Origin of the sequence: Polycladospora coralii (genome assembly GCF_014773435.2) — a bacterium.
GTDB classification, from domain to species: domain Bacteria; phylum Bacillota; class Bacilli; order Thermoactinomycetales; family Thermoactinomycetaceae; genus Polycladospora; species Polycladospora coralii.
Genome location: NZ_JACXAG020000002.1, coordinates 191,179 through 217,645, shown reverse-complemented (window position 1 = coordinate 217,645; position 26,467 = coordinate 191,179). Strand labels below are relative to the sequence as shown.

General features: G+C 38.8%; 30 protein-coding genes. 13 read left to right on the top strand and 17 right to left on the bottom strand.

What is annotated here, in order from left to right:
• Positions 1-20 precede the first annotated feature (20 nt).
• The 6 genes from IC619_RS05230 to IC619_RS05205 all read right to left on the bottom strand — a co-directional run bounded on the left by IC619_RS05230 (position 21) and on the right by IC619_RS05205 (position 5,247).
• Positions 21-1,115, bottom strand: coding sequence for a S8 family peptidase (locus IC619_RS05230; protein ID WP_191139137.1), 1,095 nt, complete (start codon positions 1,113-1,115; stop codon positions 21-23).
• 143 nt (positions 1,116-1,258) lie between these two features.
• Complete coding sequence (gene spoVAD / locus IC619_RS05225; RefSeq protein ID WP_224749471.1) at positions 1,259-2,278, bottom strand: stage V sporulation protein AD; 1,020 nt, start codon at positions 2,276-2,278, stop codon at positions 1,259-1,261.
• A gap of 17 nt (positions 2,279-2,295) precedes the next feature.
• Complete coding sequence (gene spoVAC / locus IC619_RS05220) at positions 2,296-2,772, bottom strand: stage V sporulation protein AC (RefSeq protein WP_191139139.1); 477 nt, start codon at positions 2,770-2,772, stop codon at positions 2,296-2,298.
• Between the two features lie 129 nt (positions 2,773-2,901).
• Positions 2,902-3,228 (bottom strand): cupin domain-containing protein, encoded by a 327-nt coding sequence (locus tag IC619_RS05215; protein ID WP_191139140.1) that lies wholly within the window; start codon positions 3,226-3,228, stop codon positions 2,902-2,904.
• Between the two features lie 307 nt (positions 3,229-3,535).
• A complete protein-coding gene (locus IC619_RS05210; RefSeq protein ID WP_191139141.1) occupies positions 3,536-3,982 on the bottom strand; it encodes a CBS domain-containing protein in 447 nt (148 codons plus the stop codon).
• 71 nt (positions 3,983-4,053) lie between these two features.
• Positions 4,054-5,247, bottom strand: coding sequence for a M20 metallopeptidase family protein (locus IC619_RS05205; protein WP_191139142.1), 1,194 nt, complete (start codon positions 5,245-5,247; stop codon positions 4,054-4,056).
• Positions 5,248-5,464: 217 nt separating this feature from the next.
• Between IC619_RS05205 and IC619_RS05200 the strand changes: the two genes are divergently transcribed.
• Positions 5,465-5,806 carry a YugN family protein gene (locus IC619_RS05200; protein ID WP_191139143.1) on the top strand — a complete coding sequence of 114 codons (342 nt, stop codon included), beginning with the start codon at positions 5,465-5,467 and terminating at the stop codon, positions 5,804-5,806.
• A gap of 80 nt (positions 5,807-5,886) precedes the next feature.
• Here the strand turns inward: IC619_RS05200 and IC619_RS05195 are convergent, their stop codons facing one another.
• Both IC619_RS05195 and IC619_RS05190 read right to left on the bottom strand, forming a co-directional pair.
• On the bottom strand, positions 5,887-6,273 hold the full coding sequence (locus tag IC619_RS05195; RefSeq protein WP_191139367.1) for an Asp23/Gls24 family envelope stress response protein: 387 nt from the start codon (positions 6,271-6,273) through the stop codon (positions 5,887-5,889).
• Positions 6,274-6,520: 247 nt separating this feature from the next.
• Entirely contained in the window at positions 6,521-7,339 is an 819-nt protein-coding gene (locus tag IC619_RS05190; protein ID WP_191139144.1) for an NYN domain-containing protein, read from the bottom strand.
• A 351-nt stretch (positions 7,340-7,690) separates the two neighbouring features.
• Between IC619_RS05190 and IC619_RS05185 the strand changes: the two genes are divergently transcribed.
• Together IC619_RS05185 and cax are read left to right on the top strand one after the other, a co-directional pair.
• Entirely contained in the window at positions 7,691-8,446 is a 756-nt protein-coding gene (locus IC619_RS05185) for an NAD-dependent epimerase/dehydratase family protein (protein ID WP_191139145.1), read from the top strand.
• A 62-nt stretch (positions 8,447-8,508) separates the two neighbouring features.
• Positions 8,509-9,579 carry a calcium/proton exchanger gene (gene cax, locus IC619_RS05180; protein WP_224749469.1) on the top strand — a complete coding sequence of 357 codons (1,071 nt, stop codon included), beginning with the start codon at positions 8,509-8,511 and terminating at the stop codon, positions 9,577-9,579.
• Between the two features lie 281 nt (positions 9,580-9,860).
• On the opposite strand, the gene IC619_RS05175 is transcribed toward cax, so the two are convergent.
• Entirely contained in the window at positions 9,861-10,139 is a 279-nt protein-coding gene (locus IC619_RS05175) for an Fpa/YlaN family protein (protein ID WP_430624093.1), read from the bottom strand.
• 269 nt (positions 10,140-10,408) lie between these two features.
• Complete coding sequence (glsA, locus tag IC619_RS05170) at positions 10,409-11,320, bottom strand: glutaminase A (RefSeq protein WP_191139147.1); 912 nt, start codon at positions 11,318-11,320, stop codon at positions 10,409-10,411.
• A gap of 150 nt (positions 11,321-11,470) precedes the next feature.
• Here glsA and IC619_RS05165 point away from each other — a divergent pair, with 150 nt between their 5' ends.
• Both IC619_RS05165 and IC619_RS05160 read left to right on the top strand, forming a co-directional pair.
• A complete protein-coding gene (locus IC619_RS05165) occupies positions 11,471-11,839 on the top strand; it encodes a hypothetical protein (RefSeq protein WP_191139148.1) in 369 nt (122 codons plus the stop codon).
• A gap of 92 nt (positions 11,840-11,931) precedes the next feature.
• The gene (locus tag IC619_RS05160; RefSeq protein WP_191139149.1) at positions 11,932-12,111 is read left to right on the top strand and encodes an H-type small acid-soluble spore protein; all 180 of its coding nucleotides are present in this window, start codon (positions 11,932-11,934) and stop codon (positions 12,109-12,111) included.
• A gap of 62 nt (positions 12,112-12,173) precedes the next feature.
• Here IC619_RS05160 and IC619_RS05155 read toward each other — a convergent pair whose 3' ends face one another.
• Both IC619_RS05155 and IC619_RS05150 read right to left on the bottom strand, forming a co-directional pair.
• Positions 12,174-12,665: a PaaI family thioesterase gene (locus IC619_RS05155; RefSeq protein ID WP_191139150.1), complete on the bottom strand. Its 492-nt coding sequence runs from the start codon at positions 12,663-12,665 to the stop codon at positions 12,174-12,176.
• Positions 12,666-12,735: 70 nt separating this feature from the next.
• Positions 12,736-13,866, bottom strand: a complete 1,131-nt coding sequence (locus tag IC619_RS05150; RefSeq protein ID WP_191139151.1) for an aminopeptidase — start codon at positions 13,864-13,866, stop codon at positions 12,736-12,738.
• 165 nt (positions 13,867-14,031) lie between these two features.
• On the opposite strand from IC619_RS05150, the gene IC619_RS05145 reads away from it, so the two are divergent.
• Positions 14,032-14,529, top strand: a complete 498-nt coding sequence (locus IC619_RS05145; protein WP_191139152.1) for a GAF domain-containing protein — start codon at positions 14,032-14,034, stop codon at positions 14,527-14,529.
• A gap of 22 nt (positions 14,530-14,551) precedes the next feature.
• On the opposite strand, the gene nagA is transcribed toward IC619_RS05145, so the two are convergent.
• The 3 genes from nagA to IC619_RS05130 are packed head-to-tail and all read right to left on the bottom strand — an operon-like array spanning position 14,552 to position 16,673.
• Positions 14,552-15,736, bottom strand: coding sequence for an N-acetylglucosamine-6-phosphate deacetylase (nagA, locus tag IC619_RS05140; protein WP_191139153.1), 1,185 nt, complete (start codon positions 15,734-15,736; stop codon positions 14,552-14,554).
• 17 nt (positions 15,737-15,753) lie between these two features.
• Positions 15,754-16,188 (bottom strand): NUDIX hydrolase, encoded by a 435-nt coding sequence (locus IC619_RS05135; RefSeq protein WP_191139154.1) that lies wholly within the window; start codon positions 16,186-16,188, stop codon positions 15,754-15,756.
• Positions 16,189-16,196: 8 nt separating this feature from the next.
• Positions 16,197-16,673, bottom strand: a complete 477-nt coding sequence (locus tag IC619_RS05130) for a PaaI family thioesterase (protein WP_191139155.1) — start codon at positions 16,671-16,673, stop codon at positions 16,197-16,199.
• A gap of 175 nt (positions 16,674-16,848) precedes the next feature.
• Here IC619_RS05130 and IC619_RS05125 point away from each other — a divergent pair, with 175 nt between their 5' ends.
• Positions 16,849-17,772 (top strand): diacylglycerol/lipid kinase family protein, encoded by a 924-nt coding sequence (locus IC619_RS05125; protein ID WP_191139156.1) that lies wholly within the window; start codon positions 16,849-16,851, stop codon positions 17,770-17,772.
• On the opposite strand, the gene IC619_RS05120 is transcribed toward IC619_RS05125, so the two are convergent.
• Positions 17,744-18,334, bottom strand: coding sequence for a histidine phosphatase family protein (locus tag IC619_RS05120; RefSeq protein ID WP_191139157.1), 591 nt, complete (start codon positions 18,332-18,334; stop codon positions 17,744-17,746). The two genes, IC619_RS05125 and IC619_RS05120, sit on opposite strands and share 29 nt — an antisense overlap.
• Before the next feature lie 161 nt (positions 18,335-18,495).
• Here IC619_RS05120 and IC619_RS05115 point away from each other — a divergent pair, with 161 nt between their 5' ends.
• The 3 genes from IC619_RS05115 to IC619_RS05105 all read left to right on the top strand — a co-directional run bounded on the left by IC619_RS05115 (position 18,496) and on the right by IC619_RS05105 (position 21,176).
• A complete protein-coding gene (locus IC619_RS05115; protein ID WP_191139158.1) occupies positions 18,496-19,119 on the top strand; it encodes a DUF2238 domain-containing protein in 624 nt (207 codons plus the stop codon).
• A gap of 72 nt (positions 19,120-19,191) precedes the next feature.
• The gene (gene trmB / locus IC619_RS05110) at positions 19,192-19,836 is read left to right on the top strand and encodes a tRNA (guanosine(46)-N7)-methyltransferase TrmB (RefSeq protein WP_191139159.1); all 645 of its coding nucleotides are present in this window, start codon (positions 19,192-19,194) and stop codon (positions 19,834-19,836) included.
• Positions 19,837-20,195: 359 nt separating this feature from the next.
• On the top strand, positions 20,196-21,176 hold the full coding sequence (locus IC619_RS05105) for a serine hydrolase (protein ID WP_191139160.1): 981 nt from the start codon (positions 20,196-20,198) through the stop codon (positions 21,174-21,176).
• A gap of 60 nt (positions 21,177-21,236) precedes the next feature.
• Here the strand turns inward: IC619_RS05105 and IC619_RS05100 are convergent, their stop codons facing one another.
• Positions 21,237-21,824, bottom strand: coding sequence for an RNA 2'-phosphotransferase (locus tag IC619_RS05100; RefSeq protein ID WP_191139161.1), 588 nt, complete (start codon positions 21,822-21,824; stop codon positions 21,237-21,239).
• Positions 21,825-22,152: 328 nt separating this feature from the next.
• On the opposite strand from IC619_RS05100, the gene rpsD reads away from it, so the two are divergent.
• The 3 genes from rpsD (at position 22,153) to IC619_RS05085 (ending at position 26,227) form a co-directional block, all read left to right on the top strand.
• Entirely contained in the window at positions 22,153-22,758 is a 606-nt protein-coding gene (gene rpsD, locus IC619_RS05095; protein ID WP_191139162.1) for a 30S ribosomal protein S4, read from the top strand.
• A gap of 203 nt (positions 22,759-22,961) precedes the next feature.
• Complete coding sequence (locus IC619_RS05090; protein ID WP_191139163.1) at positions 22,962-23,366, top strand: NUDIX hydrolase; 405 nt, start codon at positions 22,962-22,964, stop codon at positions 23,364-23,366.
• A 329-nt stretch (positions 23,367-23,695) separates the two neighbouring features.
• On the top strand, positions 23,696-26,227 hold the full coding sequence (locus tag IC619_RS05085; protein ID WP_191139164.1) for a transglycosylase domain-containing protein: 2,532 nt from the start codon (positions 23,696-23,698) through the stop codon (positions 26,225-26,227).
• Positions 26,228-26,467 lie beyond the last annotated feature (240 nt).

Below are 26,467 nucleotides of genomic sequence, written 5' to 3'. Positions count from 1 at the left end.
AACTTAGTTGGGGTTAATCCCTATCTTGCTTGTACAAATCCATGTCCATAATGTCTTGTTTTTCCGTGAGAGGGTATAGAGCGTTTAAAAAGAACGCGCTTCAATTGGTGAATTCCAATTTCCGGTAAAATCTGTTTATAAATTGCAAGTACACCACTTACATGTGCTGCAGCCATGGAAGTCCCATTTAAAATCGCATAACGCCCTCTAGAATAAGCACTTAGTATGTTAACCCCAGGCGCAGAAATATCTATTCTTCCAGTCGCTGAAAAAGTTGCTCTCTTCATATTTTTGGTTACAGCTGCCACCGAAATCGTTCCAGGAATTCGTGCCGGAATTTCTACAGAATCTCCTTCACCTCTTGCGTTCCCGCCATTTCCTGCTGCAGACACAATGATGATTCCTTTTTGTGTTGCTGTTTGAATCGCTTTTACCAAAACTGTCGGGATCACCATTCCCCCACTTATACTTACATTTAAAATGTGCATATGGTTCGCGATACCCCATTCAATACCTTTCACTAAATTACTAACACTACCCGATCCAAACCGATTTAGCACTTTAATGGGATATAGTGAAACTCTGGGAGCAACACCTACTAATCCCTTACCATAAGCAGCACCAATTGTTCCCGCTATATGTGTACCATGACCATTAAAATCATAGGGTGCTCGGGAGGGTGAAAGAATATTAATCCCACCCTTAATATTTTGTGCTAGATCTGGATGACTGAGGTCAATACCGGTATCGACAACCCCCACTCGTACACCAGATCCACTTGCCAATCTTTTAAGACCTATCACTTTTTTTATATGCCACGGGCATATCATTTTCGCATTCTGAGCAGGTACGATTCTTATTTCTTCTTGATAGAGGCTAGGATTTAGTATTTGATAAGCGGGCAAGGAAATTTGATCATCTCTTTCAATATGGACTAAATTGGGGTCTTGAAAGCCATTCTTAAGTGATAGTGGTGCTGTAAAACTAGCCTGAACACTATTTGTATATTTGCCAATATATTGGATATTGCCGCCTATTTTTTTTATATTTTTTATATCAGGAATATTACGGTAAATAAAATGATACATAAATTCTTTGGGTGCACTCCCTACCATAATATCACCTCTATATCTATTTATGATAGAAAGGAGAATATGGTATGTACGGATGTGCAAACTCATCTAAAATATACGAAAGAATAAGTTACTGGTTCGTTGTTAAAGAAAATAAAAACATAGGAATGTGTATAACCACAAACCTATGTCTCATCCATTTCTATTGCTACAGCATGTGCAATACATGGTATTGGCTCACCTTGCTGGTACGAAATGGGACTTAACAACGCCCCGGTTGCTACTACGAGCACTTTTTTATATTTTTTGAGCATCATTTGCTGTAAGATGTGACCATATGTGACAATTGCACTACTTGCACAGCCACTGCCGCCTGCAAACACTTCTTGGTCTTGCGAATAAATCATCAAACCACAGTCTTGGTATTGTTCACCTAATTTATAGCCTTCATTACTTAGTAGTTCTTTGAGAATTGGAGCACCAATTGAGGCCAAATCTCCCGTTACAATTAAATCATAATCTTTCGGTTTTCTTCCAGTATCTTCGAAATGGGTTTGCATTGTTTTTGCAGCTGCTGGTGCCATTGCAGACCCCATATCAAACGGATTTTTAATACCTAGGTCTGTCACGATTCCAATTGTAGCATATTGAATGCGAGGTCCTGTCCCACCGATCCCGATAATCGCTGCTCCCGCCCCGGTTGCTGTCCATTGTGCAGTATTTGGCTTTTGACCTCCATACTCGGTAGGATAACGATACTGTCGTTCTGCAGTACAGTTATGACTACTTACACCGGCCAAGGCATAGCGAGCAAATCCACCTTCTACTAATGTAGCAGCGACGGATAAGGTCAACATGGATGATGAACAGGCACCATACATGCCAATAAAGGGTATTTTTTCTGCTTTAGCTGAAAATGAAGCACTGATATTTTGGTTAAGTAAGTCACCAGCCAAGTAAACATCAATTTCTTCAGAAGTCAGATCCGCTTTCTTAATTGCTGTTTCCACTGCATCTTCTAACATTTTTCGCTCTGCTTGTTCCCAGGTGTCTTGGCCCGCATATAGATTATCATAAATCAAATCGTAACTATGACTTAATTTACCATTACCTTCCATCGGCCCTGCAACTGCTGCACTTGCTTGAATACGTATATTTTCTTTAAACACCCAGGAGCTTTTACCAATTTTACGCGTATTTTGCATCATTTATCTCCTCATGGTTATTGAAATATAGGAATGATTAGCGTATGAATAATGCCTACAAAAAAAGCAGCGACGGTTCCAAAAACAATAACAGCTCCTGCTAGCTTAAACATATTGCCACCAACGCCTAAAACATAACCTTCAGACTGATGCTCTAATGCAGCTGAACATATTGAGTTAGCAAAACCTGTGACAGGTACGGACGTCCCAGCGCCTGCCCATTGTCCAATCTTGTCATACACGCCCAATCCCGTTAATAAGCAAGATATAAAAATCAATGTAGCTACAGTTGGATCTCCTGCTTTTTCAGGTTTAAACCCAAAAAAGGTGACATACATGTTCGAAATACCTTGTCCCAACATACAAATAGATCCCCCCACCACAAAAGCTTTCAGTGAATTGATCCACACTTTTGGTTTGGGCTGATGTTTCTTGGCAATTACTTTGTATTGTTCTTCACGTTGTTTTTGCATTTGATCGTTTGTATCTGGCATCCTGATCTCTCCTCAATTCAACTTACAATCTTAATATGTGACTACGAGTAGAGCTTTATGTGTGGTATCTCCACAAAATAAAGGAATCCGAATTAACCATTATGTTAATTCGGATTCCTTTATTTTGATCTATTTTGTTAAGGACGTCTGTAAACCTTTAGCTGAGCTAATCAGCATGGTACATTCGTGATTTGCTTTAGCTTCTTCACAATAACCTGGCGGTGAGTAAAAATAGTCTCCTTGCGTAAGTTCTAATTCTCCAATTTGCACAGTACCTTCAACCACAAAGATTTCCTCTCCACCCACATGCTCGTGCATCGGGAAGGAACCACCAGATTTCATATGTACTAAAATACTGTACTCGCCTTCCGATTTTCGTAGATATGTAATCTTAACATTACTTCCCATCTGAATACTATCCCGATCATCCTTATGGATGACATAGGGTTTTTTCATCTGTAGCAACCTCCTAGGTCTCTTTGCTTACATTTTAACTTGAATTTCAATTCAGATTCAAGTGATCTAGACCTTTTTCCTCATTTTACACAAAAGAAAGAGATGCTTTTTGACACGTCGGAAAACAAACGCCTTTCAGCTAAGCCTTTCATCAGGTGGAGACTCTACTCCATCTGATGAAAGACTCACTTGTAAAAGTAGGTGTCTGAACGCATACGCTAATATATTTCTAATTATTTATTATATACAAACTAATCTTGCTATAAAATTTCACTCTTCGGCGGAAGAGTGAAATTTTATAGCAAGATTAGGCCTGCAAGTCATTTGACGCTTGTGGATTATGTGTTTCAGATATTTCATTCAAGGCTACCGCGGCATCATCTTGCGCAGTAGGTTGTAAAGCTAAATCACCTAGAGAGACGACACCTACGATCTGATTATTTTCGACAACGGGTAAGCGGCGCACCTGGGCATCAGCCATGATACGCGCAGCCTCTTCTACTGTCATATCTGGCGTTCCCACCACTAACTGATTCGACATCACTTCTGAAATGGAGCTTGAGTTTGCTTTTTTATTGGCAATTCCTCGTGTCACCAGATCACGATCAGTTACGACACCTTTTAATACGCCATTCTCCAAAACAGGTACCATACCAATATTATTTTGGCGCATCATACTCGCTACTTCATACACATTATCTTGTGCAGTAACAGACTGAATATTGCTTGTCATTACATCACGTAAAGTTGCCATGATGCATACACCTCCTTATCGCTTAGACTTTCCATATGCTCAAAAAAGATACCTGTCCACTTCTACCAGGTTCATTCTATGCTTGGATTCATTCCGCTCTTCAAATGATCAAGAACGATTTGACAAAATAATTTTACGCCCGTTTTCATTGCTTGTTCGTCAAAATCAAATTGAGGATGATGATGTGGTTGATTTGCACTTTCGTTCTTCATTCCTGCTCCTATGAAGATATAAGACCCTTTCTTAATTTGTAAATAATAAGAAAAATCTTCTGCTGCCATGACTGGGCGCAGTTCCCAAATCTGCTTCTGTTCAAAAATCTTACTAGCAGATTTAGCAACCTGTCTAGCTTCTTGAAGATGGTTAACAACCGGTGGATAACCTTCAATAAAAGAGAATCGGTAAGTAGCACCATACATTTCACATGTATGCTTAATGACCAACTCCATCTTACTTAATATTTCACTGCGCATTGAACGACTAAAAGAACGTGTAGTACCTGTTAGCTTACAACGTTCTGCTATGACATTAAAACCTTGTCCCCCTACAACGGTTCCAATCGAAATCACACCTGCTTGTAAAGGATCTGTATAACGGGAAATGAGGGTTTGTAGATTAACCGTAACATGTGCTGCCACAACAACTGCATCAACAGCTTCGTGTGGTAATCCACCATGCCCACCTTTTCCCATAATCTCAATTTCAAAAGAATCGGTTCCAGCCATCATTTCTCCTTCACAAACACCGATTACACCACTTGGCAAAGGCGTCCACAGATGAATGCCATAAATTAAGTCGACATCATCCAATACCCCATCCTCAATCATTTGAATGGCACCACCGGGTAATTGCTCCTCTGCATGCTGAAATAAAAATAATACATTGCCACTTAGCTCTTTTTTCACAGAAGTTAAAATACTTGCTGTTCCCATTAGCATCGCCATATGACCATCATGGCCACAGGCGTGCATCACACCTGGCACACGACTGTGATAGTCACATTTTTTTTCATCTTGAATCGGAAGAGCATCCATATCTGCTCTGAGTGCAATGGTCGGTCCAGGTTTTCCACCTTGCAAAAACCCTGTAACGCCACCACCTCCCACATGTTTTTTTACAACTAAACCTAAATCTGATAAATGTTTTTTAATCGATTCAGCCGTATGAATTTCTTGAAATGACAACTCTGGATATTGATGAAAGTGACGCCGCCATTTAACTAACTGTGGAAATAACTGATTGATATTTACTTCTAGATTGATCATAATGACGCTCCTTATTATGAAGTAAACAGCTTAGAAATTCACAAAGCACAAGCATGACGAAATGAAACGCTTAGCACATTTCACCTTTAAATCATAAACAGATTTTGAAGGAAAACGATCATTTTCGCACATCTGTCACGTTCCATGAGTTGCATGAACGAAAAGTTCATACTATCATTAGTAAGAATAGCACTCGGCTATGGGAGGTCTGACAATTATGATATTAAATGAAATCAAAACAAAAGGGATAAAAAAAGAGTTTCGTGAGACTGAAAAAGTTCTCAAAAGCTTAGGTTTCGTACGCTGGGCTTGGGATTACGAAAAAGCCACGTATGATTATAAGTATAATCATGATGGCAAAGAGTATTATTTACGCCTTCGTGGTACCGTGATTAATGACAAGCAACTAGAACACCCCAAAGCCTTATTAGAGCTTGGTACACCCGTATTTGCACGTCATTTCTTCCCTCACGGCTTAGATGACTCTGTAGAAATCCCTAAAGATCTGCTAACGACAGTAAATGAAAAGTTAAAAGAGATGGAAGCTGCCCTCATATAAGGTATGCTAAGGAAAACTTCCCGATCTGATGTGAACAAGAGCCCTTTTTTCAAAAACTGATTTGAAAAAAGGGCTCTCTCTTATTTCACTCTTTGTTCTACTACTTTTTTGCTCTCTTCTGTAGGCTCTTTCATTTCTATCCCTTCAACTTTAACATTTACTTCTACAACGCGAAGCCCTGTCATCGTTTCTACCGCTTCTTTCACTTCTTCTTGTAAGTTTCTCGTTACTTCATGAATTTTTTCGCCATATTCGACCACAATTCGCAAGTCAATTGCTGTTTCCATTTGTCCAACTTCGACCATAACGCCCTTAGTCATGTTTTTCCCACTTACTCGTTTCGCCCAACCTTCTGTCACTCCTGCTGACATGCTGGAGACACCTTTTGTCTTCCCAGCAGCTAAACCGGCAATTACAGCAACGACATCATCCGAAATCCGTACAAATCCATTATTATTTTCATTCATGTCTGCCAAGAAATAAACCTCCTAACAACTCTAATTCATCTGACTGACAATTATTCTTCTTATAAAATCATGGAATGTGAAACGATAAGGAAATACATCATCCTTTAAACTAGTTTAACACATATCCATTCAGAAGAATATATTCCCAACCAAGCATGTCGTTTTCATGATTTTTTAGGTGAACTCATATCACCCAAGGCTGAAACATTGGAGAATCAGGTGAAGCTCTACTCCACCTGATTCCCACCTAACTTACTTTATACCCTGCAATTTTAACAATCATTTCAACTTGAGGATGTCCTAAATTCACTTTATAACCATAGTATACACGCGCTTCCATCTCAATCTCAATTGGAGAGATATACTTCCCTTTCAAAAGTTTCGTAAATAGCTGATTTGCTTCAATTTCACTGACATGAAACTTCTTTACAAAATCATTTTTTATCCAGGTACTGCCATAACTTTTACCCCTGTTATTCGGATCATGATACCACTCATAAATGTGTACAACAGCATTATGAATTAATCGATCTAGTGAAGATAGGTTTTGAAAGTGGTGGATATTAAGAAACTCAAACAAATTATGAGTATCATCACAAAATTCATGTAATTGTGCAGTCTTTGATAAACTTTCATCACAGAGACAAAACAACTCCACTCGTTTCCCTTTTGACCACAATCGATCCAGAAGCGGTATCATATCTTGATCAGCACTTACGATAACAAATGTTTTGATTTCTGGAATTTGATATAAAACCTCCATCGCATCTAAACACAGCTGAATATCTGCAGCATTTTTTCGTTCTTTTCCTTCACGACCATTTCCATAAACTTGATGAATGTGTACACGCTTTTTTTGTAGACTCATCATCGATAATTCCATTTGCTCAAAATCAGCATAGGCTTCTATCATGCGAATCGACTCTTTACTATAATGGTTTTGTAATTGTAAAAATAAATTATGTTGCTCCTCAGGGTGATCTGGGTCCATATGATATTTCTTTAACCCGTAGTAAACATTTTCAAGGTCAATAAATATTGCTGTATCTTTTATTCGTGCGTCCATGTAGACCCTCCTCTCTGCTACAATTTCCTATTTTTTGTATATCTCACTATTTCGAGCTATCCCTATTATCTCCTGCTCTAAAATTTGGTAATACAAAATGGGTAAAAAACATATAAAATACGACAAAACACTTGCTTATACCTATTATTTCCAAATACACCTGTATTTATACTTCTACTGGGTTAATCCTATTTTTTCCTCTATCAACACGACATATTTTTTGACTTGCAAATACTTGTAACTTGCATTTATATTCGTAATAATTGAACCATAGTATACCACTTTATAAGATAGTAGGTTCTGATGCACAGTTTTTGACTACAAATCTATTACGATTAAGGAGCTATACACATGTCCAAAATTTTAATTACCGGTGCAGCTGGAAAAATAGGACGCAACTTGAGTCGATCACTTAAAGCGAATACAGAACATGTATTTCGCTTAGCCGATTTAAATACGACCGAATTGAACCACCTAAAAGATGTCACTTCAGATCTAGTCGATCTTAACGTTGCTGACTTATCCGCATGTAAAAAAGCTTGTGAAGGAGTTGATATTGTCATACATCTAGCAGGCGATCCTTCACCAGATGCTGATTTTTATCACTCTTTACTAGAAAATAATATTAAGGGTACCTATAATATCTTCAGGGCCGCAAAAGACAATCAGGTCTCTAAAGTGATTGTCGCATCGAGTGCACAGGTAGTAGAAGGTCATCCACTTGATTATCAGAGCAATAGTCACTCCCCTATTCGACCTAAAAACATGTATGGTGTAAGTAAGAGCTTTGCAGAGGCTGTTGCCTCATACTTCGCATATTCAGAGGGCATGCAAGCTATAGCAATACGAATTGCGGCTTATGATGACTTCAAGAGTAGCAAAGAACCGATGTCAGCTAGAGATATGAGTGCTTACATAAGTCCAGAAGATTTTAACCACCTCATCATTCAAACGCTAAATGCTAAACATTTACCACCTTTTTGCATCTTAAATGGGGTTTCCAATAACCGATTCAAACGCTTAAGCCTTGAAGAGACCAAAGAGCTAGTAGGATACAATCCACAATCAGATGCATTTGAGTTATGCCAAATTGAACTATTCGATTAACGATACACCGTAGCGTATATTGACATAACTCCTTTGCGAACAATATGGGTGAGGTGAGTTTGTTGAACAAGAAAACATTATATATCTTGATATTCACTACCACACTACTCAGCGTTTTCACCCATTTTTTTATTGAAAGTGAAGTTATGCAATTTATCACGGCATGCTTATCTTTGCTCACTTGGGCCACTTTGCTCGGTAAGGCAACTGAAAGCGTGGCATTATATGCTGGTGAAAGACTAGGTGGTTTTTTAAATGCCACTTTTGGTAATGCCGCTGAATTAATCATCTCGATCTTCCTGTTAAAAGAAGGCTTATTTGATATGGTCAAAGCTAGTATTACAGGGTCAATTATCGGAAACTTGTTACTCGTCTTAGGTCTTAGTCTCTTTTTTGGTGGACTAAAATTCAAAGTTCAAAAATTTAATTCGATGCTCGCTGGACACAATGTATCCTTAATGATGCTTGCTGTAATCGCTTTGTTTGTACCCGCCGTGTTTCTACAAAACATGACAACTGATACCGTCAATACGGTAAGTATCGTGATTGCGTCAGTACTCCTAATCGGTTATTTTTTATGGCTGTATTTCTCAATGGTTACACACAAAAAAGAGCTAGGTGATTCCATTGATGGCATACCTAACTTTGACGAAAAAGAAAAAGATGCCCATTTGGAATGGTCAAAACGTACTTCCATACTCCTTCTTGTCATTTCCACTGTATTTGTTGCGATTCAGAGTGAATGGCTAGTTCATAATATCGAATCCGTAGCTGAAGCACTTGGCTGGTCGGAATTGTTTGTAGGGGCATTTCTCATTGCGATTATCGGTAACGCCGCTGAGCATAGTGCAGCCATTTTTTTAGCCATGAAAAATCGGATTGGTGCGGCGGTAGAAATTGCAGTTGGAAGTAGTCTACAAATCGCGCTTTTTGTGGCTCCTGCTCTCGTATTTATCAGTCTTTTTTTGGGTAAACCAATGGATATTATCTTTACCACATATGAAATTGTGGCAATTGCTGTAGCGGCTTTCATTGCTTCATCAATCTCGCGTGATGGTTCTACCAACTGGTATGAAGGCATTCTATTATTGATCGTTTATGTCATTTTAGGAACTGTCTTTTTTGTTGTCTAAACAAAAAAGACAGTTCCTTTGAATAGAAGAAAGTCTTTTTTTGCAAGAATATTGATTTACATTATTCCCCATTTAAACGTCGTATATTTTGCTCTCCATGCACTTTCGCCTTGCGAAGCAGCTGAAAAAAAAGCTCCATCAAACTATATACACTAGATCAACAATACTTAACAAAAAGTATGATTCAACTACTAGATCATGTTACCCATGATTCATGAAAACAAAAAAAGACCCGCTACAGTATGGGTCTTTTCATTCGTACTCATTCATTTATTTATCGATTAGGGGAGAATTTTAGAATATAAATCGGCCAATTTCCGCTCTAAATCATGAATGATTTGTTGACCTTCATCTCGATTCACTAGTCTCGCTCGAACAGCAAAATCAATCTCCCGAGAAAGTCCGAACATTTGCGTGTCTAGTACCTCTTCATATAATGGACACTTTGGTAATGTTAAGTTATCTAGTTGTACTGCGATCAGTTGCGCGATTTTTTCTGCGTCTTCTTTTAAGAGTTGCATAGCACGCAAATTCAAATCGGTCTGTGTCGGCATGGTCAATTTAAAGCCCCCCCATGACCGTTTCCAGACAAACGGTCTCCATTACGTTAAAGCTAGTTTATCATGATAAACACCTGTTTGCAAAAGGTTATATAGCATGTCTAGCAAACCAATTAATTCCTGTACACCCTCATCTTATCATAGCCATACCCGTTTGCACATACTCAGATCGCTCATTTACGGTTTGCTTCGTTTAACCAAAATTAAGCGTGTCGGATGCTAGGTTGACAGTTAGCAAAATCATACATCAATATAAGAACATAACTCCTTTAAAATATACTTAAGTTCCACCTTTTTGCAAGTTCAGTTAAAAGTGCAACACCACCAATACTATTCCCTTTTTGATCCAGAGCTGGTCCTACAATCCCTATTCCCATTTTATGTGGAACTGCTGCAAGTATCCCTCCAGAAACACCACTTTTAGCAGGTATTCCTACCCGAATTGCAAATTCTCCAGACGCATTGTACATCCCACAAGTTACCATGAAAGTTTTTGCTAAACGAGCGATCGTAGGTTTAATAATTTGCTCACCCATTTCATTTTTTCCATCCTGTGCGAGACATAGACCAATTTTGGCTAATCCTTCACAATCCACACGGATGGCACACTGCCGCAAATAAGTATGTAAGGTCATATCTACATCTTTAATTAGATCCATTTCCTTTATAATATGTACCAATGCGCGGTTACGATGTGCATGTTCTAATTCTGATTCGTATACCTCCTCCATTACACCCACCTGACTGATACCCGTAAGTTGTTTGACTAACGCAATGATTCGAGTCACTTTCTGTTCAATGCTATCCCCTTTTATCAATGAAGAAACCACCATCGCTCCCGCATTAATCATTGGATTAAGTGGACGTGTATGTGCAAATACCTCCATTTTATATATGGAGTTAAACGGGTCACCTGTTGGCTCCATCCCTACTTTCGAAAAAACCTCTTCTTCTCCACAATCCATGATTGCTAAAATGAGCGTAATGACTTTAGAAATACTTTGCAATGTAAATTGAGTCGGACACATCCCTGCCGATATGGTTTGTCCATCTGCTGTCATAACAGTTATACCTAGACTTCGTGGATCTTGTTTTCCTAATACGGGTATATAGTCTGCTAACTTGCCTTGTTCACATAACGGTCGATATTTCTCAACTAATTGTTGTAATTCGTTTTTCATCTCTCATCCATCCTCCTCCGGCATTTTTAATTTTTCTTATCGTGACCACCATCTGTACTCATAAATATCCTTTCCGATAATGGCGTATATTTTTCATATGCCTTATACTCCTGTATAATGTGTACAGATTCATATTGAAAAGGTGATAAAATGAATGAGATTATCCTAGTCAAAGGGCTTGTCAAATACCCCATCACACTCGATCCCTCTATTTGGATCATTGATGATCGTAAAGTTGAACTGTCTGACTATCTTACTCAAGTAGAAGGATTAGCAGTGAAATTAGGCCTATTTTTAAGTAATGCTGAACCTGATCCTAAAGCAAGCCAAGTAATATGTCATCGTCATGGACAACCTTCTGTCACACTTACACACGAAGAAGCAAAAGAGGCTTGGATGTGTTTTGCTAAAGATGGCAAGCCCATCTCAGCTGGAGGACCTGCTCTTTTATACTATGCAGATGGACGAAACAAAGAAAAACCAATCGACCATATCTCCTATTTTGAAATCGTAAAATAATTGCGGATATATAGATTGATTCCCTGGGAAATATAGGTGTTTATCAACATGCTTTTTTGCGTAGGCTACCTTACAAAGAAAGGGGTTAAAAGATGGATAGCGAACGTCTGAAGGAAATCCTGAGAGAGAAGAAAAAAATAGAAGTCCATTTTCACGGTACACCTGTTTGGATTAAAAAGTTTGATTCTTGTAGCCAAACGGCACTTGTACATTCCATCTTGAATCCTGTACACCAAATGCAGGTGAAAGTTGATGATCTGAAAGAAGTTTAATCGAAATCACAATCATCCCATAAGAGATAAAAAACCATACTCCAATATTGGAGCATGGTTTTTTATCTTCCGTTCTTTTTTCTTGCGAACACAAAAAATGTACCACTAGCAAAACAAATCAACTTTCCTTTTTCGTTTGTGACCTCACATGTTGCAACTGCGAGACTACTTCCTAACTGCAAAATTTTCGCTCGTGAGATCAACTTTTCACCAACACCTGGCTTTAAATAATTGATTTTCATCTCGGAGGTTAAAGCCACATAACCTTCTGGTAGTTTTTTATTAATTAATGAGCCCATGGTTGAGTCAGCTAGTGTAGCAGTCATACCTCCATGCACAATACCAGCCCGATTCAATAAATAAGAAGTGATTGGAATCTGAAATTCATAGGTATCTTCGTCGACAAATTCACCTTTAAGGCCCATAAACCCAGACAGAAAAGCACTGTTGCGATCCCGCTTTTGTTTGATTGCTTGTATCGCTAATGCCAACACTTCTTTTTCTTCATCGGATCCCTCTGCTATGACTTGTAATAGTTCATCTTGAAGCTCCATTTGATTTCTTCTCCTTGATCTACAATTGGATAAGACCTTCACACCGAAGGCCTCATCCTACAACATTTTCTTAAAATGAATCACTTTGTTTCAGATGTTCTTTATTTAATGGAATTAAATCTTCCGTAACAAACTGACCATCTTTACGAATGAGTTCACCATCAAAATAAATTTCACCACCACCGTAATCCGCACGTTGGATACATACCATATCCCAATGGATAGAGGAACGATTTCCATTATCAGCCTCTTCATATGCTTGGCCTGGTGTAAAGTGGAAGCTCCCATTAATTTTTTCGTCAAATAATGTATCCTTCATTGGATGATCAACAAAAGGATTTACACCTAGACTAAATTCACCAATATATCGAGCACCTTCATCTGCATCAAGGATTTCATTTATCCGATCGGTGTTATTTGCACTTGCTTCGATAATTTTTCCGTCTTTAAACGCCAGACGAACATTTTCAAAAGTAGATCCCATGTATACCATAGGGGTATTAAATGTGATGACACCATTAACCGAGTCACGAACAGGTGCAGTATACACTTCACCATCTGGCACGTTATTTTCGCCTGCACATTTAACAACCGGAATATCCTTAATAGAGAATTTCAAGTCGGTACCCGGTCCTTTAATGTGTACTCGATCTGTTTGTTCCATCCGCTTTGCTAATGGGTCCATGGCAATGGCCATACGTTTGTAGTCCACATTACAAACATTAAAATAAAAATCTTCAAAGGCTTCCGTACTCATATTGGCAAGCTGCGCCATCGAATCATTTGGATAGCGAAGAACTACCCACTTTGTTCGCTTGACACGTTCTTCGCTATGGACAGGATGATTAAATACACTTTGGAAAATACGCATATTATCATCAGGAATATCACTTAGTTCACTTACATTGTTGGCCCCTCTAATGCCAATGTAGCCATCCATATCTTTCATCTGTTCTAAAGCATGGTATGACCACGTCTTCATATGTTCTTCACTCGTCCCTTGCAGTAAGGAGCGGTGAATACTATGGTCGTTCAGTTGGACATATGGAAATCCTCCTGCTTTATAAACGGCTGCAACTAATGCTTTCGGAAGATCACGATCAGGTCCAAAAACATCAATCAATACTTTCTCACCCTTTTTCACTTGACAAGAATGTTCAACTAAAATATTGGCTAACTTGGTTACACGTCCATCTTTCATTTTTATCACCTTTCTGTTATGTAAATCTTTCTATTAAGCATCATGGTTTACATGAAACTATTTCTATCTTAACATGTGTAGTGAAAATTAGTGAATGTTTACCAGATAAGTTTTGTAATGAATGAATGTAGGGTATGATTCATATAACGAAAGAGGAGGGTAAATATGTTTTACTTTGAAGAAACAAAAACGGATTCAGCATCTCGCTATCAAAATATCCTGGATCAAGTTTCACATTTACTTGAGGATGAAACCGATTGGTTAGCAAATTTAGCAAACACATCCTCACATCTTTTCCATGCACTGGATCAAGTAAATTGGGTTGGTTTCTATCTCTTAAAAGAAGGCGAATTGGTATTAGGTCCCTTTAATGGTCAACCTGCGTGTGTCCGTATTCAACCTGGAAGAGGAGTTTGTGGTACCGCTATTGAAAAAAAGGAAATCCAGCGTGTTGCAGATGTCCATCAATTTCCAGGTCATATCGCATGTGATGCCGCATCTCGTGCAGAAATCGTAATCCCACTTTCTGTTAATGGAAAATGGATTGGGGTTCTTGATATCGATAGCCCACAACCCGATCGTTTTAGTGAAGAAGATCAGAAATTCTTAGAAGCATACTGCCAAATATTATTAGAGCATACAAATTGGGATCCTATTCTGTGAATCAGTAGAGCACCGAGTTGCTCTACTGATTTTTTGTATATATTTCTTTTCCCATAATAAACGTGGCTAGTATATCAAAATTTTCATTCATGATCACCAAATCACCATCTTTTCCTACCTTTATACTACCTTTTCGTCCATATATACCCAGCATTTGTGCTGGATTTCTGGTTGCAGTATGGATCACATCGCTTAAAGAACACCCTGTCATTTGATACAAACTTCTTAATGCCTCATTCATCGATAATAAACTCCCTGCCAATGTCCCATCAGGAAGCATGGCTTGTTTACCCTTCACTTGTACTTGTTGACCAGCTAAATCATACATACCTGGCGCTTGTTTTTTTCCACGCATCGCATCTGTAATACAAATTAGGCGTTCACTTGTTATCTGCTGATAAGCCAACTGAACCATTTCTTTACATACATGAATGCCATCTACAATCAACTCTACGGTACAGTTAGGATGCCAAAAAGCAGCTCCTACGATGCCTGGATCACGATGATGGAGTCCACTCATCTGATTATACAAATGTGTGATATGAGAGGCTCCGCAATTTAAGGCAAACATTGCCTCTTGATAAGTAGCATTTGAATGACCTATCGAAACCTTTATTCCCATCTGAGTAAGCATACGAATAAGCGTCATTCCGCCTTCTAGTTCTGGTGCTAGGGTTACAATTTTTATAGCACCTTGAGCCATTTTTTGCCATTTTCTGATTAGACTAAGATCAGGAGTAGTCAGCCACTGCACAGGTTGTGCACCTGCTTTTTGCGGATGCAGAAAAGGACCTTCTAGATGAAGGCCCAAACATTGTGCACCCTTAAAATTTGACTGCGTCATCCATTGCCTGATATGCACCATTGCTCGCTCGATCATCGCTGGACTTTGTGAAAGCGTTGTTGCTAAAAAGCTAGTCGTACCTTCTTCTGGTAATGCCTCGCTTATCGTGTGCAAGCTAAGTTGTGTTCCATCCATGAAGTCTGATCCTGCTACTCCGTGTAGGTGTACGTCAATAAATCCAGGTACAACTTTTGCACGGACAGGAATCTCAATCACGGTTTCATACGGGGCTCGATCATATTCAGACATCGATCCCACCGATACAATTTTACCTGCGTTAACACGTACAAATCCATGAGGAATCCAGCGTTCTTCAGCATAAATTTCACCATTAACAAGTGAAAATGAATTGAGATACGCCATACGAAGCACTCCTTGTATTAGCGATGACTACGGCGAAATTCATTATAAACGCGATATGCACGTCGCACTTCTTCTTTCATCCATTCCGGCACACGCGTTTGATCTAATTGATCCACACAAAACCAATGATGACTATCGTGCTCGGGACTTAATACAACACTTCCCTGTGGTTTATCACAAGCAAACTTAATGATTAACAAATGCTTTTCTTCCTGAATTTCATCATAAACATAAGCAGGTGCAATCACTTTCACCTGTAGCCCAGTCTCTTCCATTACTTCACGAGCTAACGCCTCCATCAGAGGCTCTTCTGGCTCTAATCCACCACCAGGAAAATCCCAACCATGTGTATCTTTCGCATTTCGTTCTGCAAACGATTTTCGTAGAATTAAAACTTTACTTCCCTGAAAAATAATCGCCTTGGCAGCAATTTTATACGGTTTTTTTTTCATTTTTTCACCTATTTCAAGAGAAAAAAGGTGGCCGACGCACTGGCAATCAGTCTTTGCCTTTCATCATTTACTTTAGTTTCCATGACGAGTACCGTCTTGCCTTTTTTAATGATTTCAGTCTCAGCATCTAACCACCCATTTTCGCCAGGAGCTAAGAAGTTAACAGACATGTCAAGCGTGACGACTCGCGTATCATCACCCATATCTTGAAAAACAGTCGAGCCCATTGCAGTATCAATGAACGTAGCCGTTACACCACCGTGTAGTATCTGATAGCGATTTGTTAGTTCATCCGTAATTAACATACGATGGATATATTTATTCTTCTCATGATCAAAACCAAGTGCTCGAAAATTCATCAACTCTTCAATATATGCGAGCGGACTAACACGAGTTCGCTTCAGTGCTTGCACCATCTTAAAAATCGTCTGTACTTCCGTTTCATTTAGATCTGATAGTTCTTGATATAATCCTTGTAATGTCATAATGCCCTTGTCGTCCTATCTTTTTAACATATTCTCTTTCTTATCTTATCGGATGAATGACGGGTTCGCAACTGATCATTATGAACAGTTACTCAGATTAAGGTGTGAACTCCTCTTTTTAGGGAATAAGAAGGTAAAGAAAATATATCCTATCCTTCAAAGTAGGTGAATTCTGATGCAACATATTACACTCATTATGAATCCAAAAGCCGGAAATCAAAAATTACACGATCAATTAGATTTTATTTTAGAAAAGCTTCAAACAATCGCTCCAGAAGTAGCGGTACATTACACTCAGCAAGAGGAAGATGGTTTTAGATTCGTTCAGGAAGTGGCCCCCTATACAGACTTGCTGATCATTGCAGGCGGAGACGGGACGGTACATACTTGTATAAATGGTTTAGCTTCGCTATCTAGACGCCCACCGCTAGCCATCCTACCTGGTGGTACATGTAATGACTTTGCACGTACATTAGGTTATTCACAAGATCCAGTAGAGGCGATCGACCAAATCATGAAGCGAAATGAAAGAAAGATTGATGTTGCCCAGCATAATGATAGTTACTTCCTCAATTTTTGGGGAATCGGTCTAATTACCCAGGTTTCAAATGAGATAGAACCAGAAATGAAAAAAAAATGGGGGAGACTTGCTTATTATTTGAGTGCATGGAAACAATTCGACCAGTCTGAATCATTTGAAGTGGAAATTCAAAGTGACGATTATCAATACCAAGGGCCAGCCCAAATGGTGCTGATCGGAAATGGAGCCTATGTTGGTGGACTAAAAGCTTACTTTCCACTAAGCTCCGTAGAAGATGGTCAATTAGATGTGCTCGTTTTTAAAACATTTTCATTAGAGGCGATAACGGCTATGTTTTCCTCACATATTACTCGTGATCAACCTCAAAATGAAAGTTTAGATTTTTTTCGGACAAAAGAAATCAAAATTAGTACGACACCAGCACAACAAATCGATTGTGATGGAGAAAAAACCACAAAAACCCCTTCGCTCATTCGCACTTTGCCGGGACATTTACGGATGTGGGTTGGAGACGACTATTTGAATCCTATCAATTCTGAAGATGATCAATCTGATTAAGCCGTAGTAATGTATAACCAGACGATGCCGAATGTATCAGATGTGTGATACTTGTATTTTGTATTCGTTGTTTTTGACTTTCTCCTAAAATCCCTGTTAGTAATACATTTAAAGCCATACCATGACTTACAATTACAATCCGTTTCCCAGTATTATTCGTCACGATTTGATTCAGCTGATCTACCATTCGCTTCTCTACATCTACCGTTTTTTCTACACCGTATGTACCACCATGGGGACTCACTTGTTCCCAATCGGGGAATCGCGATGATAGCTCGTCTATCGTCAGCCCTTCCCATTCTCCCACATTTCTTTCACGGAAATGTGCCGTCTTATTCACCTTTAGTCCATGCAAAACAGCTACATGTTGCGCCGTTTGATAAGCTCGCATCAAATCACTAGCATATACAACATCAATGGTTTGGTTAAGTAAATATTTTCCTAGTCGCTTTGCCTGATTAATGCCGTCTGTACTAAGCGGAATATCTGCATGGCCTTGAAAGCGACGTTCAGCATTCCATGTGGTTTCACCATGTCGAATCAAATATAACTCTGTTTTCATTTTGCATTCTCCTCTATGCTGAATGAGTGAAAAAGATACGCCTCTACTTTAATCTGTCGTTTAGCTGTACAACTTTCGTATGTCAAAAATGTCCATGCATAAAGCAAGTATCCATTAGGCTAAGCTAATGGTTAGAGAGAATCATTGATAAGGAGTACACCATGCATTTGGACAGAAAGCTCCCCCCTATTCTTTTACTTCTTATAATCGGTATCATGATCTGGTCAGGCTATGGTCCACTTCACAGAACGATGTGGTTTTATGAAGCCAGCTTTACATTTATTCTACTCCTCCTTTTTGTCGTTAGCTATCGCTTTTTCCAATGGACAAACATCACATATTGTATCGCATTTTTTAGTATCGTTTCGATGCTTATCGGTAGCCACTACACCTATGCAGAAATGCCATTTTTTCACTTCCTAAGTGATCGCTTTGGAGAATCACGTAATCATTTTGATCGTTTTGGTCATATTTTTCTAGGTATGTTTACTTACTTATGTGCTCGCGAATATTTCATACGCCAACAAATTATGAAGTCCAATTGGGTTACCCTTTCTTCTTTTGTTTATACGCTAGCTATTGCAGCAGGATATGAACTGGTTGAATTTTCTATACCCTATATAGCGGGAACCAATATACACGTTTTTCTTGCTGAACAAGGCGACGTATGGGATTCTCACTGGGACATTGTAATGGCTATTGTGGGGGCTATGATCTCCTACCTTGCCTGGCAACCCTTACAAAACCAACAACTGGCATCATTTAAATCAAAAGAAAAAAATTGAAGTGAATCCAACAGGGACTCATGTTACACTAGTAACGAAAAAAAATAATTACAGAAATGGTTGTAGAATGAAATGCGATTAAGAAGAAACCCACATGCAAAAGAAATTCTAATGAATCATCCACTGGTTGATGTTGCAACAAATCATCATAAAGGGAGTTGGAAGAGTCGTTTCTCCAACCCCCATAATCCGTTAAATGTTGAATTAGGAACTGGAAAAGGTCAGTTTTTAGCAAAGGCTTCTTCTGCATATCCTGAAATGAATTGGATCGGCATCGAGAAAATTGAAGAACCACTTGTTAAGGCCGTACTGAAAGGAACTGAAACAGAAAACGAAAATCTGCGTTATTTATGGATGGATATCCTTGAACTTACTGAAGTATTTGCTGAAGGAGAAGTAAACCGTTTCTATCTTCATTTTAGCGACCCTTGGCCCAAAGCTCGTCATGCTAAACGCCGTCTGACCGCACCATCTTTTTTGAATCAGTATAAACAATTATTGCATCCTGATGGTGATCTGATTCTTAAAACCGACAGTTTATCCCTCTATGAGTACTCACTCGAAATGTTTACAGACAATGGATTTGAGTTCTTAGCGTCTAGCCGTGATCTACATCACTCCATCTATGCTAGTGAAAACATTACGACAGAATATGAAGAAAAATTTGCTAGTCGTGGTAACCCCATTTACTACGTAAAGGTGAAACCGTGTAAGTAAATACAGTAAGGGAGAGATCTTTACGCCTCCCTTTCTCAAAGCTTAATACATATTTGTGTATACTTTTCTTGCAATATGTGGCTGCCATAAAATCCATAGTGCTCCATCCAATGGGCCATAAACGACCTTATGCTCTCGGTCAGAAAATGGGTAGCTATGATGTCAAAAATAAACAACCTCGGCCACAGCATCTAGTAAAGTAAGTGCCTCATACAGTGGGGATTTATTGAAATTAAAAGACTTCCAATAATGGAGGGTTTGATTCCATGATAGGTATACTCTGGGTTACACTTCTCTTATTCTGCCTTTTTATATTATATATATCATTTAGAATATATCTAAGAAATCCCTATCTCATCATGAAATTGGTAAAAAAAACACCTGATCGATTTGGTCTTACGGTGAATATAAATGGTAAAAATCATATCTCTCACAATGCTGATCAATCCATGCCACTAGCTAGTACAGTAAAAATTATCCTTGCAATCGCCTATATTCGAGAAGTGCATCGCAAAAAATTAGATCCCAATGAGCAAATCCCATTAAATGATTTACGAAAATACTACATACAAGGTACAGATGGCGGTGCACATGAAGAATGGCTTTCGACTCAATCAGTTGGAAAAGGATCCGTATCCTTAGATGAAGTCGTCATAGGGATGGTCAAATACAGTTCTAACGCCAACACAGAGTACCTATTAGACAGGCTAGGTATTTCTAATATTAATCAGTTAATAATCGATCTTGACTTACCTTCACACGATCCCTTGTTTTTCCTAAGCCCGTCAGCTAATCTTGTCCCTCATTATCTAAGAGAACAAACTAACTTGTCAGACGATATCATCTTTAAAAACATGGCTGAGATGTCAATGGATACTTATCGAGATACAACGAAAATCATACACCTTCAATTAAAAAATGAAAATCGTATTGCTCCAGCAGAGAATTTGAATACCTCATTGTCATTTCAAAAACTATGGTCAGATCGACTTCCTCGTGCTTCAACTAGCGATTATGCAAAAATAATGGCCACTATAAATCGTGGAACGAACTTTACCGAAGGTGAGAAAATCCATTTACAATCCTTATTAGAGATGAATCATCATATGGATCAAATTCGTACAATGGGAGGTAAAGGTGGATCTACAGCTTTCGTTCTCACAATTGCATTATATGTGGAAGATATAAAAGGAAACTTAATCGAATTTGTTTTCTTTTCAGACCAAAAAGATGTTCTACGTGCTAAATTAGTTGAACTGAGTTATAAAAAACTAATCAAACAATTAATTGTAAATTCATCATTTAGAGATAAAATAAGTGCCTACTTAAAGCAACTCTAATTCATCCCATGTGTGTTTATGATCTGCAAGCAGTAATGTATCACATGGCAAGACTTAGACCTAGGGATTAGTAGAGAGATGCACGCCATCCAACTCCTGCTCGATTTGCTTGATAAATCGAGCAGGAACTGTAGCGGTTAACCAGACATTGTTTTCTGAACGATAAAAAAAATACCCTTCATGATGCATTTCTTCCGCTAAAACCCTTAACAAGATAAGTTTTCCATGTCTTTTTCCTACGAGACTTGCAGCTTTGATATCTCGTGTTAGATGTACATACTCTCTTTTGCCAGGTAGCAATCCATCTCTAAAAATTGACTTCAAAAAATGTTTAGCTGTCCCGTGGTATAAATACTCTGGAGGAGTGAGCGGTTTTAATTCTAAGTCGACCTTGATCGAGTGCCCTTGACTAGCACGAATTTTTGTCTGATCTTTACTAAAAGCAAATCTTTTTTTATCATTACTTTCTACGATATATTTTAATGTTTTCAGATCCAATTCTATACCGTAGTGATTGCATCTATCGAGAAGTAAATCTACATCAATCCACCCATTCTTATCCGGTAAGACCCCAATGATACTTGGTTCGTGACGCATAACCTTACTCAAAAATTTACTTTTTCTAATCATGTCGCTATGATTACGCATTTATAACACCTCTATTATCATTCATTTTAACAAAAATTAAACAGAATCGCTTTTGTTTATGAAAAACATGTAAAGTATCTATGCCCCCCTGCTCATTTGACTTTTTCTCCAAAACAGATATAATAATGGTTTGTATGGCTCAACACCCTCCTTGTAGGTACTGAGGATAGCACGCAGAAGATAGGTGAAGGGATCACCCTCACTTATTCGCCCCTTTATGGGTACCCGGTTTTTCGCCGCTATCCGGAAATCCGTGGTAAATATGCGAGTAAAAAAACCTGTCATTTGCAAAATACAATTGGCAAATGATGAAAGGAGCTATTTAATTATGGCACGTTACACTGGACCTCAATGGAAACTAAGTCGTCGTCTCGGAATCTCACTATCAGGAACAGGGAAAGAGTTAGCTAAACGCCCTTACGCACCTGGACAACACGGGGCTGGCGGACAACGCAAAAAATTAAGCGAATACGGTATTCAATTGCAAGAAAAACAAAAGCTTCGTTTAATGTATGGAATGAATGAAAAGCAATTCCGCAATCTTTTTGATCGCGCGGGTAAGATTCAAGGTGTTCATGGTGAAAACTTTATGCAACTTCTCGAGTCTCGCCTAGACAATCTTGTATACCGCCTTGGATTTGCACGTACACGTAACCAAGCACGTCAATTAGTTGTTCATGGTCATATTACAATAAATGGTAAGAAATTAGACCGTCCATCATACCAAGTTAAATTAGGTGATGTGATTGGTCTACGCGAGAAGAGTCGCAATCTTACTATTGTAAAAGAATCCTTAGAAGAACGTACTTATTTACCAGAATATGTTTCCTTTGACGAAAACAAATTAGAAGGTACCTATACGCGTCTTCCAGCACGTTCAGAATTATCATCTGAAATAAATGAAACCTTAATCGTTGAGTTTTACTCTCGTTAAGCTGTTTAATAAAATAGAGCCAATGTCTCTCGAGACATTGGCTCTTCTCTTTTATTCTCATGTGAAATAAGATAATTCATATTCACAAAACTTGTCAAATTTGTTAAAATGAATATATAGTCTATTCTCCTATTTCCCCTTTCCATTATACCTCCACTCTTTTCAAGCAGATATTAGAACCCACCCAAAGGTCAGGTGATCTGATGACTCCTCGACACATTTTGACTGCTGGCGTGGTCGTTCTCAATCTTCATGGTGAGATTCTCCTTGTCAAGCACGCCCAGAGAGGTTGGGAATTACCAGGCGGGCACGTAAATGAGAGAGAATCAATTCGCTTTGCTGCCATTCGCAGAATACGTGAGAGCACAGGTGTAGAAATTAGGTTACTCCGCTATTGCGGAATTTTTCAACATGTGAAAGCAGGAAATAGTTACACCTTATTTGTAGCTAAATCAATAGGCGGCAAAATTAAACCGGGAAGTCATTTTGAAGATGTGGCTTTTTTTCCAATTGAAACTGCGATACGTCTCATCCCCTTGTTAAATATTAAGCAACGTATTTTATACTGCCTCGATGAATCGAAACAACCTTTTTTTGTTGAATTTTAACAATTACCATAAATATACCCGAAAGCCAGTCATATGACTGGTTTTTTTTGTATACTTTACATCAAAATGAACTCGCGCTACGAATAAGATCTTAGAAGCATTAATCGATCGCATAACTGAAAGGATGAATTACACTCGCAAAAGCTGCCGCAGTTTCTCCATTTTACGGTCTTGTATTTTGCTCTCCATGCACTTCCTCATTTTAGTGAATCGATACGACTGGCCAACTCTGGTGAATAAAATTTTTCATCACTTGTATTTTCACGAATCTATCAGTATATACTGTTGTGATATAATATGAACGAATCCTGAAGGAGGTTAACATCACCATGTATAAGTTATCCCGTGGTAAGCGGATCGCACGTTATACATTTTATACTTTTATTACACTTTTGGTAGCTATACTTGTCCTAGGCGTGGGAGGTATTGGTGTCGGAACGGGTATGGTCACAGCAATCGTTAAAGATGAACAAGTAAGAGAAGCTGACGATTTCCAGAAAAAATTAGATGGACTTTTTCAAAATAGTTATGCTTATTTTCAAAACACAGATAAAGATGGAAATCCAATTCTAATTGGATCATTCCGTTTAGAAGGTAATAATCGAAATTTGATTGAATCTACTCAGGACGTCAGTCCTCACTTAGTGAATGCCTTTATCTCGACAGAAGATCGTGATTTTTACGAACACAATGGAATTGTACCCCGTTCTATCATCCGAGCATCCTTATCACAAGTAAGTGATATCTTTCCTAATTCTGGTGGTAGTACGATTACACAACAATTAGTCAAAAACGTGATTTTAAACAACAGAGAACAAAGTATAGAACGTAAGGCAAAAGAGATCATACTATCCTTGAGATTAGAGTCTCTTTACAAAAAAGATGAAATCTTAGTTCACTACATGAATAGTGTATATTTTGGCTCAGGTGCAAATAACAAGAACCTGTATGGCGTCCAGGCCGCTGCAAAAGGCTTGTTTAATGTCGAAGTGAAAGATCTATCCATCCCTCAAGCTGCATACATAGCAGGAATGGTACAACGTCCGATAGACTATAATCCATTTGAAGGAGAAAAACAGCAGAAACTTGGATTAGAACGTATGAAGCTCGTTTTAAATGAGATGTTAGAAAACAAAAAGATTACGCAAGCAGAGCACGACGAAGCCCTTCAGTTTGATCTGAAAAGCGCATTAGCTAAGCCCGAAGCTTTTAAAAACAGCTACTCTGAGTATCCCTTTATTATGCATCAACTAGAAGCTGAAGCAGCCGAAATTTTGATGGAGAAAGATGGACTTAATATTGCAACCCTAAGTAAAGAAGGAAAATATGGGGTTACGTTACAGGAATATAAGAAAAAAGTGATGACTGGCGGATATCATATATACGCTACGATTGATCAAAAGATGTATGAAGCCGTAAACCGAGAAGCGACTAAAGGAATTCAATTTCATAAAAAAACGCATAAAGGTGTAGAGGGACAAGAGCAAATCGGCGCTACCATTATTGAAAACAAAACAGGTGCCATACTCGCTTTTGTTTCTGGTAGTAACAAAGATTTTAATGAAAACCAAAAAGATCATGCCTTAAATGCAACGAACCAGCCAGGGTCAACCATCAAACCCCTACTTGTATACGGACCTGGAATGGACCAAGGCATTATTTCTTCTGGCACGAACATTTTAGATGAACCGATCAAAAAAAGTGGTACATCAGAGTTTTATAAAAATGCAAATGGAAGATACAGCGGAATTATGTCTGTTACAACAGCTCTGAAACATTCAATTAACATCCCTGCCATTAAAATATTTAATGCATTAGGTCACGAAACTGGCTTTGACTATATGCGTAAATTGGGGATCCCTCCTCATCCAAATGATGGAGAATCCGCATCAATTGGTGGGGTTACAAATGGTTTCACCGTTGCAAAAATGACCGCTGCATTTGCAACATTTCCCAATAATGGTTCTTATAATAAACCTCATCTCATTTCCAAAATTGTCGATCAAGACGGGGAAGAGATTTGGAATTATAACGAAAAACCGGTACAAATTTATTCACCACAAGCATCTTACGCCACCACCCAAATTATGAGACAGGTGGTTACGGGCGGAACAGCATCACGGATTGGAGCGAGCTTAAGCGGTTATCCAATCGCGGGTAAGACCGGTACAACGAATGAATATCGTGATGTTTGGTTCATAGGATACACGCCGCAAATTTCGCTGGGGGTCTGGGGCGGTTATGATTATAACCATAAGCTGACTCTGAACAAGAATATTGCTAAAACAGCGTGGATTAATATTTTTAAAGCTGCAGCAACTGCATCACCCAACTATTTTGACAAAAATGCTAGCTTTACAAATCCTGGTGGTAGCTTAAAATATGTCAGTTGCTTGGATTGCGAAAGCATAACCAAATATAAAGAAAAGAAAAAGAAAGAAGAAGAGGAAGAAAAGAAAAAAGAAGAAGAGAAAGAGAATGAGGAAGAAAACGGTGATTCTCCTGTCACTCCAACACCCACAAATCCTCGTCCCCCCACCCCTCCCGGTGGTCCTGGTGGCCCTGGTGATGATTTAGGAGGCGGTGGTGACGATGGTGGTTCCAGTGGCGGTGACGATGGTAGTTCCGGCGGCGGTGACGATGGTAGTTCCGGCGGCGGTAGCGATGGTGGTTCCGGCGGTGGTAATGATGGTGGTTCCGGCGGCGGTGACGACGGCGGAAATACACCAGGCGGACCTGGCAATGGTGATACAGCTGATAGTGAAACGCTCTCCGAGCAAGATACGGTCGAAGGATCTGATTCTTCTACCGAGGAGCTAGAAAACTCCTCATCGCATAAAGCCTTGAGAAGATTTGCTTAAAATCTATTTGTGGTGGGGCTAAGTCCCCCATCACATCTCTATTCACTTTACGCTTCGACCTTGCTGCTCCTCAAATATCGAACACTTGATTCACTAATCTCCCCCTTTATCTCTAAAAGGTCAGTTCTCCTATCATGGTTTAATGGACACATAAATCTTCTGATATTTTATCAAATTGAACGGCTAAGCCTGTTCAATTAGTCTCTACGATATTGGGTTAGGAAGATAAAATTCTTAATA

Bases quoted from the DNA above. Each gene is read 5' to 3' on its own strand.
- IC619_RS05230 (WP_191139137.1), bottom strand. From the start codon at position 1,115: ATGGTAGGGAGTGCACCCAAAGAATTTATGTATCATTTTATTTACCGT.
- spoVAD (WP_224749471.1), bottom strand. From the start codon at position 2,278: ATGCAAAATACGCGTAAAATTGGTAAAAGCTCCTGGGTGTTTAAAGAA.
- spoVAC (WP_191139139.1), bottom strand. From the start codon at position 2,772: ATGCCAGATACAAACGATCAAATGCAAAAACAACGTGAAGAACAATAC.
- IC619_RS05215 (WP_191139140.1), bottom strand. From the start codon at position 3,228: ATGAAAAAACCCTATGTCATCCATAAGGATGATCGGGATAGTATTCAG.
- IC619_RS05210 (WP_191139141.1), bottom strand. From the start codon at position 3,982: ATGGCAACTTTACGTGATGTAATGACAAGCAATATTCAGTCTGTTACT.
- IC619_RS05205 (WP_191139142.1), bottom strand. From the start codon at position 5,247: ATGATCAATCTAGAAGTAAATATCAATCAGTTATTTCCACAGTTAGTT.
- IC619_RS05200 (WP_191139143.1), top strand. From the start codon at position 5,465: ATGATATTAAATGAAATCAAAACAAAAGGGATAAAAAAAGAGTTTCGT.
- IC619_RS05195 (WP_191139367.1), bottom strand. From the start codon at position 6,273: ATGAATGAAAATAATAATGGATTTGTACGGATTTCGGATGATGTCGTT.
- IC619_RS05190 (WP_191139144.1), bottom strand. From the start codon at position 7,339: ATGGACGCACGAATAAAAGATACAGCAATATTTATTGACCTTGAAAAT.
- IC619_RS05185 (WP_191139145.1), top strand. From the start codon at position 7,691: ATGTCCAAAATTTTAATTACCGGTGCAGCTGGAAAAATAGGACGCAAC.
- glsA (WP_191139147.1), bottom strand. From the start codon at position 11,320: ATGAAAAACGAATTACAACAATTAGTTGAGAAATATCGACCGTTATGT.
- IC619_RS05165 (WP_191139148.1), top strand. From the start codon at position 11,471: ATGAATGAGATTATCCTAGTCAAAGGGCTTGTCAAATACCCCATCACA.
- IC619_RS05160 (WP_191139149.1), top strand. From the start codon at position 11,932: ATGGATAGCGAACGTCTGAAGGAAATCCTGAGAGAGAAGAAAAAAATA.
- IC619_RS05155 (WP_191139150.1), bottom strand. From the start codon at position 12,665: ATGGAGCTTCAAGATGAACTATTACAAGTCATAGCAGAGGGATCCGAT.
- IC619_RS05150 (WP_191139151.1), bottom strand. From the start codon at position 13,866: ATGAAAGATGGACGTGTAACCAAGTTAGCCAATATTTTAGTTGAACAT.
- IC619_RS05145 (WP_191139152.1), top strand. From the start codon at position 14,032: ATGTTTTACTTTGAAGAAACAAAAACGGATTCAGCATCTCGCTATCAA.
- nagA (WP_191139153.1), bottom strand. From the start codon at position 15,736: ATGGCGTATCTCAATTCATTTTCACTTGTTAATGGTGAAATTTATGCT.
- IC619_RS05135 (WP_191139154.1), bottom strand. From the start codon at position 16,188: ATGAAAAAAAAACCGTATAAAATTGCTGCCAAGGCGATTATTTTTCAG.
- IC619_RS05130 (WP_191139155.1), bottom strand. From the start codon at position 16,673: ATGACATTACAAGGATTATATCAAGAACTATCAGATCTAAATGAAACG.
- IC619_RS05125 (WP_191139156.1), top strand. From the start codon at position 16,849: ATGCAACATATTACACTCATTATGAATCCAAAAGCCGGAAATCAAAAA.
- IC619_RS05120 (WP_191139157.1), bottom strand. From the start codon at position 18,334: ATGAAAACAGAGTTATATTTGATTCGACATGGTGAAACCACATGGAAT.
- IC619_RS05115 (WP_191139158.1), top strand. From the start codon at position 18,496: ATGCATTTGGACAGAAAGCTCCCCCCTATTCTTTTACTTCTTATAATC.
- trmB (WP_191139159.1), top strand. From the start codon at position 19,192: ATGCGATTAAGAAGAAACCCACATGCAAAAGAAATTCTAATGAATCAT.
- IC619_RS05105 (WP_191139160.1), top strand. From the start codon at position 20,196: ATGAAATTGGTAAAAAAAACACCTGATCGATTTGGTCTTACGGTGAAT.
- IC619_RS05100 (WP_191139161.1), bottom strand. From the start codon at position 21,824: ATGCGTAATCATAGCGACATGATTAGAAAAAGTAAATTTTTGAGTAAG.
- rpsD (WP_191139162.1), top strand. From the start codon at position 22,153: ATGGCACGTTACACTGGACCTCAATGGAAACTAAGTCGTCGTCTCGGA.
- IC619_RS05090 (WP_191139163.1), top strand. From the start codon at position 22,962: ATGACTCCTCGACACATTTTGACTGCTGGCGTGGTCGTTCTCAATCTT.
- IC619_RS05085 (WP_191139164.1), top strand. From the start codon at position 23,696: ATGTATAAGTTATCCCGTGGTAAGCGGATCGCACGTTATACATTTTAT.